Raw genomic sequence first — 14,439 nt, 5'->3', positions numbered from 1 at the left:
GGGGGCGAAAGGGAGATGGCTCATTTTGGGATCGTTGCTTGAAATTAGAGGTCTGAAGACTTACTTCGTTACCAAACAGACTGAGGTCAGAGCCGTCGACGGAATCGATCTCGATGTTGATTCCGGTCAGATCGTCTGCATCGTGGGGGAGTCCGGCTGCGGTAAGAGCATGGCATCATTGTCCATCATGCGGCTGGTTCCTCAACCTCGCGGTAAAATTGTGTCCGGCGAGATTACCCTTACTGGGCGCAATCTGCTCAAACTATCAGAAAACGAGATGACGGATGTTCGTGGTAACGAGATGTCCATGATCTTTCAGGAACCTATGACCGCATTAAATCCGGTGTTAACCATTGGTCGACAAATTACAGAGGTTCTGATTCGACACCGTGGGATGACCAAGCGGCAAGCCTTGGCGAAGTCCATCGATATGCTTCGGTTTGTAGGTGTACCGAGAGCTTCCGAAATTGTTAAGGAATACCCACACCAGTTATCCGGAGGCCTGCGGCAGCGCGTCATGATTGCCATGGCAATGGTTTGTGAGCCACGACTTCTGATTGCGGATGAGCCAACTACGGCGCTTGATGTGACGATTCAGGCGCAGGTGCTCGATTTGATGAAGAAGATGCGAGACGACTTCCACACGGCTATCATTCTTATCACACATGACTTAGGAGTCGTTGCTGATATGGCCGATCACGTTGTCGTCATGTACGCTGGTCAAGTTGTGGAATCCGTAAATGCAGATGATCTGTTTGAAACACCCCTTCATCCCTACACCCAAGCTTTGATGGATTCTATGCCATCGTTGGCTGAGGAACAAGAGACCCTTCATGCCATCACAGGGATGGTGCCAAGTGCGGCTTCGTTTCCACAAGGGTGTCGATTTGCAGAACGATGCCCATTGGCGGTGCCCTCGTGTCGAGAAGAGATGCCAGCGTTACGTGAACTTCGTCCCGGTCACCTAGTGAGATGTGACGTGGTAGAGATAGAGAGTCGCATTGAAGGTGAGCGTAGATCGAGCACAAGAGAGGAAGTGTGACGTGATGGAAACATTGCTTGAAGTCCAGAACCTGAAAAAGTATTTTCCTGTTACCGCTGGCGTATTGCGTCGTACCGTAGGATATGTTAAGGCTGTGGACGACGTTTCATTTTCTATCCGGCGAGGAGAGACCCTAGGACTGGTAGGGGAATCGGGTTGTGGCAAGTCCACAATGGGCAGGGTGGTTATGCGAGTGCTCGAGCCCACCGCTGGTCGCATTGTCTTTGATGGGAAGGATATCACCAAGATGTCCGGAAATGCACTTCGTTCTGTCCGGTCCCAGTTTCAGATGGTTTTTCAGGATCCGTACGCCTCACTGGATCCTAAGATGGCGGTAGAGGAAATTATTATGGAACCCTTGATTGCGAATCGGGTCACTAACCGGAAGCAGGCCGTGGAGAGGGTTGTGCACTTACTGGAGACAGTGGGGCTGCGCGGTGATGACCGTCTCCGTTACCCTCACGAGTTTTCTGGTGGGCAGAGGCAACGCGTTGGAATTGCGCGTGCATTGGCGTTAAATCCGCAACTGATTGTTGCCGATGAGGCTGTCTCAGCACTGGACGTGTCTATTCAATCTCAGATCCTAAACCTTATGGTGGACTTGAGACGAGAGTTTAACCTGTCATACATCTTCATTTCACATAATCTAGCGGTCGTAAAGCATATCAGCGAGCGGGTTGGCGTCATGTACCTCGGCCACATTGTAGAACTGGCAAGTAAGGGAGACATATACTCCCACCCCCTTCACCCCTATACTCAAGCACTGCTCTCCGCTGCACCGGAGCCGAAACGGAAAGGTCGTCGCGAACGCATCATTCTAGCGGGAGATGTACCCAGCCCCGCCAATCCACCACAGGGGTGCTCGTTCCACACTCGCTGCCCCAAGGTAATAGACGTGTGCCGAAGTGAACGGCCGCAGTTACGGGATTACGGCAACGGCCGCATGGTTGCCTGCCACCTCTATTCGACCTAGATAGGTGCTGCTGGAGCGGGGAATGCCTCTTGAGCGGATTTTCCCGTCAAGACGTCCTAATTGAGGTGGCGGGGCGTAAAGAGGCCCTTGAATAATCATATGCCGCAAAAATAATAAATACATCATGAGACAAGAGATGAGATTTCGCTTAGGGACTCATCTCTTGTCATTTGTCATTATAAAATGAGGGCATTTCACAGAAAATCTATCTGCACTCCCTAAATTTTATTGGGAAAATTTACAGAACAAACTAGGGGGGGCGATGACGCAGGAGTGGACTTCAGGTAAGCAGAAGATGCATTATAGGGATACGAGGTAGGAACGCAAGTTGGATTAGAAAGTCAGAATAAACTTGGGCCGGATCTGCTAGTTAGGCTCATATGTTGCTTTAGGTTCTCAGCTGCTCTTTATCGTCGGTCAACATGAGGTATAGTGTGGCTGGCGTTTGCATGGATATTCGCGCTGGCCTTTTTATGGTAGTTAAAGCTTCATTCGCAGAAATGCGGCAAGCAGGGATACAGTTGCATGGAATGTGTTGGGGGCCTTGCGGGGCTCCCTTTTTGTGTCGCTCCTGTGTGGAGGACTAACTTGAAGCAGTGCTAGATAGTACTCAACAGCAAAAGGAATATTTATTCATTTTAGTTGTGATATGCTAACGGTACGAAAGGGCAGCTTAACGACAGAAGGAGGTCAGTTTTCCACTAGAATAATAGGATAATCAATAAAACCTCAGAAAGATTTCAAGGCTGCCGAGGCGACAGCCTGTCGTGTAATCTAATAGTGACCACCCACCTTCGGCCACGGAAGTTTCATCCGCCAGTGAACCTGTAACCATTGGGGCAGGCTTCTCTTGTTTTGTCATTATGCTCCCTCAAAGTCATTACATCCTCTCTAGGTGGTAAGCCAAACATACGAGAATATTCACGGCTGAATTGCGAAGGGCTTTCATAGCCAACCCTAAACGCGACATCAGTGGCATCTGTCGACTTAGATAACAACAAGCGCCGGGCTTCCTGGAGTCTCAGTTGTTTTTGAAATTGAATTGGGCTCATTGTAGTTACCTCTTTGAAGTGTCTATGGAGCGAGGCAACACTCATGTTCACCATGTGTGCAAGTTCCTCAATTCGGACAGACCGGTCAAAATGATTCACGATGTGTTCGATCGCGTTTTTTATTCGATAAGCGGAGCTTCCTTCAATCGCAATTTGTTCGAGTGTAATTCCGTGCTGTCCTTGTAGAATCCGATAGAGAATTTCTTTCGTGAATATAGGACTGAGAAACGAGACATCCTCAGGAGTGTCTATTAGACGTACTAATCTCAGTACGGCATCTAGTAACGATGGCTCCATCTGGCTAACATACATACCACGTTTCGAAGTTTTGTGCGGCTCAATGTGAACTTTGGATTCACTCAGAACTTCTAAGATTTGTTCTGGTGTAAATTTGAGTTTAAAACCCAAATACGGTAAGTCGGCAGAGGCTTCTGTGACCTGAGCAGTGACTGGCAGGTTCACAGATGCGACGAGGTAATCTGTAGGGCTGTACCGAAAGCGCTCTTGCCCCAGCCAAACCTCCTTTGTTCCTTGAACCACGATACAAAAAGAAGGCTCGTAAACCCCGTAAGTTGGTCCAATTAAATTTGAGTGACGGATAAAGAATAAAGAAGGTATTGTCGTGTCATGAACGCCGTCCTCCTTTGTATGACGCTCAATGAGTTTGGCAAGAACATCCTGCTGTTTTTCTATTTGTTCAGACATGAATTCGCCTCATTTCTCTTCTTAATCCTTGATAGTTACAATTATAGTCCAGACTCGTCTGGTGTTTAACGACAGTGAGAGGATTAGGCAATGATTTGAGAAGAATGGGATAACGGTGGTGGGTCTACTTGGTCAATAATGATAAACGGTGATACGAAGGATGGGAGGAATGGGTGTGCAAAACGTGATTTTGAACAATGGTGCCCGGATGCCGATCCTGGGCTTTGGGGTTTATCAGATTAAAGATGCCGAGCAGTGTGAACAAAGTGTCTACGATGCCATTTCTACAGGCTATCGTCTCATCGATACAGCTGCCTCGTATCTGAATGAAGAGGCGGTTGGCAGAGCCGTTAAACGGTGCGGTGTCCCTAGAGAGGAACTATTTATCACCACCAAACTTTGGGTTGAAGATACGGGTTACGAGCGCACGAAGCAAGCTGTTGAAAAATCCCTGAAAAGATTGCAATTGAATTGTCTGGATTTGTATCTCATCCATCAACCGTTTGGTGATGTACATGGATCATGGCGTGCTATGGAGGAGTTATATCGAGAGGGAAAGATCCGAGCCATTGGTGTAAGTAACTTTGCCGTGGACCGTCTGCTCGATTTAATCCTGCATAACGAAGTCGTCCCAGCTGTCAATCAGGTTGAAACACATCCATTCTGCCAGCAAATCCAAAGTGCAGAATTGATGAAAGAGTACAAAGTGCAGATTGAGTCCTGGGCTCCTTTTGCTGAGGGTAGAAACAACATGTTTCAGAACGAGGTTTTGACATCTATTGCTGAAAAGCACAACAAATCCGTTGCTCAAGTCATTCTACGTTGGTTGACGCAACGCAATGTCGTTGTGATTCCGAAATCCGTTCATAAAGAACGGATCGTCGAGAACTTTAACATCTTTGATTTTGAATTAAGTCAAGCGGACATGGAAGCAATCGCCATACTAGACACGAAGCAAAGTTTGTTCTTTTCACATACTGACCCGGAAATTGTGAAATGGATCGGTAGCCGTAAACTTGATATCTAAAGGAAAAGGTGAAAAATATGCAAACGCGTACGTTAGGAAAGAGCGGACTTGAAGTTTCTGCTATGGGTCTTGGTTGCATGGGAATGAGTCATGGGTATGGTCCAGCATCAGATAAGAAGCAAATGATATCGTTGATTCATGCAGCGGTTGATCGCGGTGTTACCTTCTTCGACACTGCCGAAGTTTACGGACCATATGTGAATGAGGAACTCGTTGGAGAAGCCCTCACACCTTTCAAGGATCAGGTAGTCATCGCGACCAAATTTGGCATCCAAATGGTAGAGGGCAAGCAGGTACTGGACAGCAAGCCAGATCGCATTCGTCAATCCGTCGAAGGGTCCCTTAAGCGCCTGAATGTCGAAGCTATTGACCTATATTATCAACATCGTGTCGACCCAACTGTACCTATTGAAGAAGTTGCGGGAACAGTACAGAATCTCGTACAAGAAGGCAAGATTAAGCACTGGGGGCTTTCCGAGGCAGGGGTGCAAACGATTCGTCGTGCACACGCTGTTCTTCCAGTGACGGCGATTCAAAGCGAATACTCAATGATGTGGAGAAATCCGGAGGAAGAACTGTTACCGACTCTTGAGGAGCTAGGAATTGGATTTGTTCCGTTCAGTCCACTCGGCAAAGGTTTCCTTACCGGTACAATTGATAAGAATGCAACATTCGCCAATTCCGACTTCCGTAGCATTGTGCCGCGCTTTAAGCCGGAGAATATCGAGGCAAATCAGGTGTTAGTCGACTTGGTAAAGAAAATTGCTGTGGCGAAAAACGCCACACCTGCTCAAATCGCACTCGCGTGGGTGCTTGCGCAAAAGCCATGGATTGTTCCAATTCCCGGAACGCGTAAAATGGAACGCCTGGAACAAAATATCGGGTCGACGGACATTGTACTGTCTTCCGAAGAACTTAGCGATTTAAATGAGGCACTTTCCAAAATTGAGATTTCGGGAGACCGTTATCCGACGGATTATGCAAATCGAGTGGGTAAATAACCAGTGAACAAGTACTGAGATTACATTTCTGCTGCCGAGCGGACATACTAATGGTGTCCGCTTTTGTATCGCACCCTGTTGAACATAATCACTTTTGGGACAGCTTACACCGTCACACTTTGGACTTTATGCTCCAGCAGTAACATCCTTCTTCTGTGGAGGTCGACTCTAATACCTAGAAAACGTACTAAAGAACTAACCCTTCACAAGGATGGTTAATCTATTTGTCAGTGCTGAATTTTGGACTTTTTTAGCAGCGTACGAATTAACAAGGCAGTTTTGAAAGCGAGATTTGCTTTCGTATTAGGATTAGCTCTTTCAATCTCCTTGAATCCCACAAACCTATTGTTATTCTCGTCCCAAAGACGGTAACGGAGGGAACGTAAACTAGAAAGCAAGCTAACACCCGGGACATTTTGTAGAAATTGGAGGTTTTCGTGAGCATGCTGCAGACTGTAATTCGGTACTCTGGGTCCTAAATGGTGAACGTGATGAAACCCGATATTTCCTGTCATCCATTGCAATACTTTCGGCAATTTATAGAAGGAACTACCTTGTAGGGCTGCACTAACATAGCTCCAATTCTCTGCCTTCTCAAAATATGTGTGTTCAAATTGGTGTTGGACATAAAACAACCAGATACCTATCATGCCTGATAGGTAAAGAATTGGTCCTTCGACGAGAAGCACACCTTTCCAACCCAATATCAAGCAAAGAACACCTAAGATTCCAGCGAGCGTAAAAGTAGTTACATGAGTGTTAATACGTTCCTTCCTTCCGGCTCCTTTCCTGTTAAACCTGTATTGATTCAGAAACAGGTGAAGTGGTCCCAATCCGAACATCACAAAGGGATTTCGATAAAGTCGATAAACTATTCGCAGAAACGGGGGTGCTTCCGTATACTCATTCACTGTCATCGTCCACATATCGCCCGTACCTCTTCGTGTCAAATTACCACTGGTTGCGTGATGAACCGAATGTTCATACTTCCACTGGTGATACGGAAAAAAGGTCAGGACACCCGTTATGATCCCGACAATCTCATTCGCCTTTCGACTCTTAAAGAAAGAATGGTGGCAACAGTCATGAAATATGATAAAGATCCGCATAAAGAATCCAGAGGTCAAAACGACGAGGCCCATCGTAATCCAGATTGAAACAGACAGACTCAGATAAGCTAGCCACCACAGTCCCAAAAAAGGTACGATGGTATTGACAAGTTGCCACAAACTCTTCCTTGTGTCCGCTTTTTGAAAACGAGCAATATCTTTATTCCAATTGTCACGCTCTTGGTGTTTATTTATAATCATCTTCCTCTCTTTTTTTGTAAAATAACCGTGCTTCCTAATATTTTGACCTAGGGATATTCAGAAGGGGAAGTAGGATATGCAAGCAAAAGACCCAAATTGATTTAGCATAACAGTGAAATCTTATCAGCCAATGTATGTTAGTCTACACGAATCAATTTTGCTTCTTGATTCATCTTACTTTTACACATAGGGCAACTTGGGTCATCAACGTAAATAAACTCTTTTCTGGACCAACAATTACACCTCGAACACTGCCAGATCACGGTGTCAGCGTACACGTATTCAGAAGATGGCTTTCTCCTATTGTTAAAGTAACTCACTAAGATACCTCCTCTGTGTCTGCTGTAAGTCGATGCACTCAAGGCTTCAAAAGAGACGAGGCACATGAAAGGGACCTCCCTAAAGATATCAAAATAATGTCTAAAGGGACGGTCCCGTCTGTTCATGATGACTTGCTTACTTATGCTACATTCGCTGCCTGTGCGCCTTTTTGTCCCTGAACAATATCAAACGTTACACGTTGACCTTCTTCAAGGGACTTGTAGCCGTCGCCTTGTATTGCGCTGAAGTGTACAAATACATCTTCTCCGCCTTCAACTGCAATGAATCCAAAGCCTTTTTCTGAGTTAAACCACTTTACTGTACCTTGATTCAAAAGAATTCCTCCTGTTGTGTTAATTGAGAACAATATTTGTTCATTTTGTATAAATATAAAGCCGTTCAATTCTGCCCCACATAATGAAGCGCGAAAAGAACGGCTCAGTATGTTATACATACCACGATGGCTTGTGAACATAGTTTTATGTTAACATTAATACCCGAAATGTCAAATGAACAGTATGAATTTTCACTCAGTTATTTTCCTCGTACCTAATCGCTGCTTGAGTCAGACAAAGGTCCCCATGGCTTTGCCATGGGGCACAACACAGTGCTGGTGCAACGAAGTCAACTGCCGGCACCATGTGGTAGCCTCGATTCACGTCTGTGGATGCCTTTGGACCGTATGTAAAAACATTGAAGAGGAAAAGATAAAGTGACATCATCTTTGAGTCGTTTCCATAAACGCAAAACGGGATATTTACTTGAACGTGCAGAGGACAGGGACGTCGGTATACTGTACATACGTGGAGGTCGTTGATTGAACTGGAGAAATACCGTTCACGTACTCATCATCGTGGTGGTTCTGTGTAGTGAAGCAGGAACGCTGTTCTTTACAAAGCCGCACTATCTGATATTCAACTCTATAGTATCTGTTTTCTTCCTTTTTGTGTCAGGGCTAATGCTTTTTGATTTTACCTATAAACGTCGCATAAAAACAATACTTGGCATCTTTATTTATGGATTTACATCCTTGGTCTCACTCATCTTTTCGGAAGCTGTTACGTTAATGTATATTTCCTATTTGTATCCCAGCTCATTTCACCATCATTCATATTCGAACGCGGACGCACTCGGCAATGCACTGATTCTGATTACAGGATATGGATATCCAAAGGTCTTGGGAGAAGCCCACGCTTTCATCATACTGCTCATGTTGTATTCATGGATTGTCAATGTTCTGCTTATCAGCAAGTTAATTCACGTTTTAAGTCGAAAGATCACTTGAACTCCCTCTGTCTCGCAGTGTTTTACGCACTGTTGTCCCTTCTCCGCACAGTCAAGGTTCTCGAAGGTCAGCCTGTAAAACTTTCAGGTGTCCTCTTATATGAAGCCTCAGCGGCCGTAGAACCGAAGTTATATTTAAGTCTTGAAAGTTTATGTGAGTGGAGTAGAATCGTAGCCATGCATTTGAAAATCTATATGCTGAATCCTGAACGCAGCGTTTGGGAACGGAGGGTCCATATTTTTGGGGTGAATCTGGTCTGTGAACTAGTAGGGTGAAGTTCTCTCTTGCCACCCGAACCCGTCAGCTAACTTCGTAAGCATTGCAGCGGGAGAGGTCTGAGAGCGACCCCTGAAGGGTCGTTTTGTCTTTTTCTGAGGAAAATGTGTTGTAGTAACGGATTTCATTGTGGAGGTTTACGGCTTTGAACACATTTCGTTTTAGTCCGCCGCAGAGAATCGCAATCGGGTATCTAACCATTGCGCTGGTCGGTTCCTTGCTGCTTTTACTTCCGTGGTCTCGACATACAGGTGTCAGCTTTACGGACTCGTTCTTTACCTCCATGAGTGCATTGTGTGTAACAGGACTCAGTACTGTAACGACAGCCACCACATGGACGGTCTTCGGGAAAATCATTATTGCAGTCTTGATGCAAATAGGCGGGGCAGGTATGACGCTCATCACAACGTCTATCTATTTGGCTTTGGGGCGAAAGATCTCGTTACGCGATCGCATACTCATTGCAGAAGACCGAAACTTTGGTGTCAGAGGGTCTGTTCGCCTCATTAAGAGCATCTTGCATTTTAGTTTTGTCATTGAAGGGGCAGCCGCGGTGCTTTTCGCGTTATGGTTCCATTTCATTTATCACTACTCCTGGCTGCGAGCCATCGGCTTTAGCTGTTTTCATGCTATCTCAGCTTTTAATAATGCAGGTTTTGACTTATGGGGGAATTCCCTTGAAGGTTTCTCAGGAGATCCATTTGTGATTTTGTTAACAAGCATCCTTATCATTCTTGGCGGGCTCGGCTTCATCGTTTTGACGGAACTCTATAATTTTCCGCATACTCGCAAGTTCTCACTACATACAAAAATCGTCCTCGCGATGACCGGCTTTCTTCTCGTTGTGGGGACGTTTCTCATGCTGTTCTTTGAAGGAAGTCACTCTATGAGCCATTTGTCATGGGGTGGGAAATTGCTTAATTCTTGGTTCACATCTGTGACGACAAGGACTGCCGGGTTTGATTCTATTTCTATTAGTAAGATGAAAGAAGTCACTTGGTTCATTATTGCCATCTTTATGTTTATTGGCGCATCTCCGGGCTCAACAGGCGGTGGAATTAAAACAACAACATTCTTTATTCTTATGAAGTCCGCCTGGACCAATGCCAGGGGAGATGCAGAAATCCATGTTGGACGACGGTCTGTCCCTTGGGAAGTAAATCAAAAAGCGTTGCTGATTTTCTTTCTGGCAAGCGGCGTCATTACCACGGCCACCCTCATTGATGCCGCTCTTGAGCCGCATATTAATATTATCCGAATCATTTTTGAAGAAGTATCCGCTTTTGGCACCGTAGGATTGTCTACGGGAATAACAAGTATCGTTCATGCTCCCGTGAAGTGGGTATTAATTGTAACGATGTTCATCGGACGAGTCGGGATTTTGACTGTTTTGGTAGGGATGTTACGCAGAAAGGGACCATCCAAAGTCAAACGGGTCAAGGAACGCATATTTGTCGGCTAAAGCCAGACAGATGGGACATTTGATAGAATAGTAACAGCATCTTTATATCCTGAAAGGTGGAACCTGGTTTGTAGGGGGGATATGATGAGAGACCTAACTTTCGACTATAAGTCCTTATTCAATCAAGCAACTGCTGTGACACCGGATGCGGTAATTCTGCTCAATCACGAGGGACAGGCCCTACATGTCAATGAAGCTTTTCATCAATTGTACGGATGGACTCTTCAAGAACTGAACGGAATGGATGTTTTACCATTTATCTCCGACGACAAGAGCACCTTACGCAAGGCACTGGTCAACTTAGAAACTGTGGAAAGCACTGAGGATACACACATGACTAAGGACGGGTGTGCAATTCAATTATCTATCAACTGTAAACCTGTCCGTTATGACGAGGAACGACCTCATGGCCTGATTGCGGTGATGCATGATATAACAGGACAAAAGGCTATACACAGTGTGATTGAACGCACTGCAGAACCGGTGTTTATCCATCATCATGGTGCTATCATTTATATGAATCAGGCTTGTGCTGAACTATTAAAAGCCAAGCAACCGTCTGATTTACTGGATTCTCATATTTTTGATTTCATTCATGAAGATTTTGTAGACTTAATGCAGGAACGCACGAAACGTTGCTATATGGGTGAGGAAGTAGATGCAGTCGATATTAAAATTATTGTGGAAGACGAAGTCCTATGGGTTACAGTCTCTCCAAATCCAGTTCTCTTCCAGGGAAAACATTGCACACAGGTATCACTAAGAGACGTAACGATGCAATACGATAGACAGCAACTGTTAGAAGAATGGGCCTATCACGATGTCTTGACAGGCCTTCCAAATCGACGATATTTCATTGCGTCTGCAGAAAAGAAATTGAGTAATTGGCAAGAAGCTAACACTGGCGATACATTCAACGAACATCAATTGGTTGTGATGAGTCTAGATTGCGATGACTTTAAACAGATTAATGATACGCTGGGGCATGAAGTAGGAGATCAAGTCTTGAAGAAGATAGGGCGTGTCATTGAACAGACTGTGAGGGAGACCGATACCGTTGCTCGAATGGGCGGCGACGAGTTTCTGATCTTATTCGAACTTGAGCAAGATGAAAGGGAACTCCATCGTATTGTAAATGACTTGTTAACGAAACTCAATCAAGCATGGAACTTTGGCACGAATCAAATTGAAATGCGAGTGAGCTATGGCCTTGCCTACCATAGAAACGGCGAAACACTACATGAACTCATCAATAGAGCAGACCGTGACCTTTACAAAATGAAACGAAAACGCCTCATTGAACGTTTTCAAAGTGGGCAACACACGCAGTGTGCGTATTCCACGCGGTTCATCGGTGGTCATCCGTAGGTTTTGTGTCGTATATGTTAGCGAGATCGGCCGTTAATAATCTTCCGGCAAGAATGTGCCCGCGTGTATTGGGATGTGCACTGTCTGATGCACAGTATTGTTGATAGGGGACGTTGCTTGAAGCAATTGTGTTTTTCATCTGTTCAAACAAATCAATAGACACGACGTCTGGATTTTGCAGTCTTTGCACCAAGTGAATCTCTGCACGGGTCAGTTCCTCCTGTTGAGCAGCAAAATCTGTGTAAGAGTATCTTGAGATGGGCGGTGTTATGACAAACACTTTTGCATTAGCTTGCAACGCTTTATCGATTTCGTTCTGTAAGTCATATAGAAAGGAAGTGTAAGGCGTTCTTGCTTTGAGATCATTAATGAGCCCCCATGAAATGACCACAACATTCGGGTGATACTGCCTCAACCACCCTGTATACCTCGGTGATACCTCTGCAATTCTTGCTCCAGGAATGGCTTTGTCTACTACTCGATATGCCACGCCTTCTGTCGATGTCAAAGTATCAAATGCCCTTGCTAGATACCCGTTCCCCTTTGTATCATGCCAACCGTGTGCCGTGGAGGCGCCGACAACGAGTACGTTAAGTGGACAATTGACGGTCTTGGTGTGGACTGGTTTCAGCGATGGACTACTAGTCTCTGCATTCTCTGTCAATGCCGGAGTTTGGTTTGGGTGCGATTTCCCTGGGAGTGCACTTTGCGCTGCTGCAGTGTGTCCCAATATGAGGAAACAGTATATTAGCGTTCCCATGACTGTCATTGATACCACCGCTTGTTTGGCCACTGCATGAAGCCCCTTGGATTTTTTCAATTTGTCACCTCAGTAGAAATGTTAGTGTCGGGTTGATGAGAAGACTAGCTAGCTCTAAAACTGCTTTCAAGTCACACGTGTGCAACAAAGTCCAGCGTTGTAGTGTTGTAGTTTAATGTTCGCCAGATGCTTGGAGTGTATACCGTTTGGCAACCAAGTGGCCTATAGGTGCGCATCAATGGCGTTTTGCGCACATTTGGTCTCATTGGGGTTAATGGGAATCGTTGTACAACTCATTCATATTCTTTGACCTAATGGGTCTGAACATCTACAAATATGAAAGCAAGATTACAGAAGTCGGCAGGTTTGACTGCGTGATACAAAAAGATTGGAGGTGACAGTACACGTTGAAAACGTCAATTTCTGTCTGGCAAGGCGTGGCACTGTATGTTGGTGCGGTCATCGGCTCAGGAATTCTTATCTTGCCGGGGATGACGGCAGGATTAGCCGGGTCGAATGCGTTGTTTGCTTGGGGAGGAATGATACTGCTCAGTATTCCGCTTGCCTATACCTTTGCGTTTTTGGCTCGGGAGTATCCCAGTGCAGGGGGAGTGTCAACTTTTGTTGGAGAGGCTTTCGGCCGATACTCAGGTGCAATCGTAGGTTGGTTTTATTTCATTGCCGCGTCCGCTGGACAGTTTATCGTACCGCTTACAGGTGGTATCTACGTGACTTTCGTTTTTCGACTTCCGACAGGTAATGCCTTTCTGATTGCGGCAGTCTTATTGCTTGGTTCGATTATCAGTAACTACCTTGGGTTAAAGACAAGTGGCAAGTTGCAATTAGCGACAAGCGGATTAATTGTTGTGGTTTTATTGACAACGATTGTCTTTGCGATTCCATCTATGCACGCCAGTGATTTGTCTCCTCAGTTTTCCAATTTTCATCTTCGGCCCGTTGGCAGTGCCGCCATGCTTATCTTCTGGTCATTCTTCGGTTGGGAGGCCATTGCCAGTCTTGCGCCAGAGTTTCACTATCCAAAGCGGGATGTAACGCGAGCTACATGGGGTGCAGTCATGATTGTAGGCACACTTTACTTCGGAATCGCCTTAGCCGTAGTTGGGACACATTCCTATGAGGTGGGTCAGCAAACGATGGCTCAAGCGATGAACACGGCATCCTTGGCACAGGTTAGGCAAACCACTATGGGCGGGAAGAGTGCCGCGGTCACGGCGGTCATTGCCCTTGTGATTTGTCTGGGTACTACAAATGCGTTTGTGGCAAGCATTAGCCGACTTGCTTACTCATTGTCGCATGAAATGTTAGCGCCGGCGTGGTTAAATCACGTTAATGAGCAGAGGTCGACACCACAAAGGGCGGTCTTATTGGTTGGGGTGTTGGCTGGTGCTGGACTCGTCGTCACGTATGTCTTCAATCTGAGTATGAGTGAGTTGGTTTATGTGCCGAACTCGCTTGGAATCGCCACCTATATTCTCGGTACGGCGGCTGGTGTTAAACTACTGAAATCGAGGGTGGGCAAGGCAGCTGCTGGAATTGCTTTCGGACTTTGCCTGGTTGCGTATCCTTTTGTAGGAACGGCATTATCCATCCCTTTAATCGTTGGTATTACCTGTGTGACGTATATAGTATGGCGGACACATAGACACAACTCTTTGGGAACCGAACCAAAGTCAGGCATAAAAAACGATTGACACCTAGGAGTTTACGGTTGTTTTTACTCGCAACTCTGATATCAACTGGGGCCGCAAATAATGACAGCATTATTGGTCTTCAAATAGAAAATTTCACTAAGACAATTGTCGTCTTGGCAGGGTAAACGCTTGTATCACAACATTG

Annotated in this window: 13 protein-coding genes and 1 riboswitch; of the genes, 8 read left to right on the top strand and 5 right to left on the bottom strand. The window is 45.6% G+C overall.

The window, feature by feature from the left end:
* Nucleotides 1–25 precede the first annotated feature (25 nt).
* Both GI364_RS20320 and GI364_RS20315 read left to right on the top strand, forming a co-directional pair.
* Complete coding sequence (locus GI364_RS20320; protein WP_370541800.1) at nt 26–1,042, top strand: ABC transporter ATP-binding protein; 1,017 nt, start codon at nt 26–28, stop codon at nt 1,040–1,042.
* Between the two features lies 1 nt (nt 1,043).
* Complete coding sequence (locus GI364_RS20315; RefSeq protein WP_304503168.1) at nt 1,044–2,015, top strand: ABC transporter ATP-binding protein; 972 nt, start codon at nt 1,044–1,046, stop codon at nt 2,013–2,015.
* A gap of 809 nt (nt 2,016–2,824) precedes the next feature.
* Here the strand turns inward: GI364_RS20315 and GI364_RS20310 are convergent.
* Nucleotides 2,825–3,772, bottom strand: coding sequence for an AraC family transcriptional regulator (locus GI364_RS20310; RefSeq protein WP_198851011.1), 948 nt, complete (start codon nt 3,770–3,772; stop codon nt 2,825–2,827).
* Between the two features lie 175 nt (nt 3,773–3,947).
* On the opposite strand from GI364_RS20310, the gene GI364_RS20305 reads away from it, so the two are divergent.
* A complete protein-coding gene (locus GI364_RS20305) occupies nt 3,948–4,799 on the top strand; it encodes an aldo/keto reductase (protein ID WP_304503167.1) in 852 nt (283 codons plus the stop codon).
* A gap of 17 nt (nt 4,800–4,816) precedes the next feature.
* On the top strand, nt 4,817–5,800 hold the full coding sequence (locus tag GI364_RS20300) for an aldo/keto reductase (RefSeq protein WP_198851009.1): 984 nt from the start codon (nt 4,817–4,819) through the stop codon (nt 5,798–5,800).
* A 227-nt stretch (nt 5,801–6,027) separates the two neighbouring features.
* On the opposite strand, the gene GI364_RS20295 is transcribed toward GI364_RS20300, so the two are convergent.
* The 3 genes from GI364_RS20295 to GI364_RS20285 form a co-directional block, all read right to left on the bottom strand.
* Nucleotides 6,028–7,110 (bottom strand): Delta(5) desaturase DesA, encoded by a 1,083-nt coding sequence (locus tag GI364_RS20295; RefSeq protein WP_198851008.1) that lies wholly within the window; start codon nt 7,108–7,110, stop codon nt 6,028–6,030.
* A 137-nt stretch (nt 7,111–7,247) separates the two neighbouring features.
* Entirely contained in the window at nt 7,248–7,496 is a 249-nt protein-coding gene (locus tag GI364_RS20290; protein ID WP_198851007.1) for a cold-inducible protein YdjO-related protein, read from the bottom strand.
* A 74-nt stretch (nt 7,497–7,570) separates the two neighbouring features.
* Nucleotides 7,571–7,765: a cold-shock protein gene (locus GI364_RS20285; RefSeq protein ID WP_198851006.1), complete on the bottom strand. Its 195-nt coding sequence runs from the start codon at nt 7,763–7,765 to the stop codon at nt 7,571–7,573.
* A gap of 483 nt (nt 7,766–8,248) precedes the next feature.
* Between GI364_RS20285 and GI364_RS20280 the strand changes: the two genes are divergently transcribed.
* The 3 genes from GI364_RS20280 to GI364_RS20270 all read left to right on the top strand — a co-directional run bounded on the left by GI364_RS20280 (nt 8,249) and on the right by GI364_RS20270 (nt 11,822).
* Nucleotides 8,249–8,716, top strand: a complete 468-nt coding sequence (locus tag GI364_RS20280; protein WP_198851005.1) for a hypothetical protein — start codon at nt 8,249–8,251, stop codon at nt 8,714–8,716.
* 185 nt (nt 8,717–8,901) lie between these two features.
* A riboswitch (cyclic di-AMP (ydaO/yuaA leader) is annotated at nt 8,902–9,050 on the top strand.
* Between the two features lie 87 nt (nt 9,051–9,137).
* Entirely contained in the window at nt 9,138–10,454 is a 1,317-nt protein-coding gene (locus tag GI364_RS20275; RefSeq protein ID WP_198851004.1) for a TrkH family potassium uptake protein, read from the top strand.
* 84 nt (nt 10,455–10,538) lie between these two features.
* Nucleotides 10,539–11,822: a diguanylate cyclase domain-containing protein gene (locus GI364_RS20270; protein WP_233095893.1), complete on the top strand. Its 1,284-nt coding sequence runs from the start codon at nt 10,539–10,541 to the stop codon at nt 11,820–11,822.
* On the opposite strand, the gene GI364_RS20265 is transcribed toward GI364_RS20270, so the two are convergent.
* On the bottom strand, nt 11,803–12,642 hold the full coding sequence (locus tag GI364_RS20265; RefSeq protein ID WP_198851002.1) for an SGNH/GDSL hydrolase family protein: 840 nt from the start codon (nt 12,640–12,642) through the stop codon (nt 11,803–11,805). The genes GI364_RS20270 and GI364_RS20265 overlap by 20 nt on opposite strands.
* A gap of 347 nt (nt 12,643–12,989) precedes the next feature.
* Between GI364_RS20265 and GI364_RS20260 the strand changes: the two genes are divergently transcribed.
* Nucleotides 12,990–14,294 carry an APC family permease gene (locus GI364_RS20260; RefSeq protein ID WP_198851001.1) on the top strand — a complete coding sequence of 435 codons (1,305 nt, stop codon included), beginning with the start codon at nt 12,990–12,992 and terminating at the stop codon, nt 14,292–14,294.
* The last annotated feature ends 145 nt before the right edge of the window (nt 14,295–14,439 follow it).

This window comes from Alicyclobacillus sp. SO9, assembly GCF_016406125.1.
Taxonomy (GTDB): domain Bacteria; phylum Bacillota; class Bacilli; order Alicyclobacillales; family Alicyclobacillaceae; genus SO9.
The sequence above is the reverse complement of the archived record's forward strand: the minus strand, read 5'-3'. Positions and strand labels throughout refer to the sequence as shown.

What these genes read in the sequence shown, in the direction of transcription:
- GI364_RS20310 (WP_198851011.1), bottom strand. Translation starts at nt 3,772, where the DNA reads ATGTCTGAACAAATAGAAAAACAGCAGGATGTTCTTGCCAAACTCATT.
- GI364_RS20300 (WP_198851009.1), top strand. Translation starts at nt 4,817, where the DNA reads ATGCAAACGCGTACGTTAGGAAAGAGCGGACTTGAAGTTTCTGCTATG.
- GI364_RS20295 (WP_198851008.1), bottom strand. Translation starts at nt 7,110, where the DNA reads ATGATTATAAATAAACACCAAGAGCGTGACAATTGGAATAAAGATATT.
- GI364_RS20290 (WP_198851007.1), bottom strand. Translation starts at nt 7,496, where the DNA reads ATGTGCCTCGTCTCTTTTGAAGCCTTGAGTGCATCGACTTACAGCAGA.
- GI364_RS20270 (WP_233095893.1), top strand. Translation starts at nt 10,539, where the DNA reads ATGAGAGACCTAACTTTCGACTATAAGTCCTTATTCAATCAAGCAACT.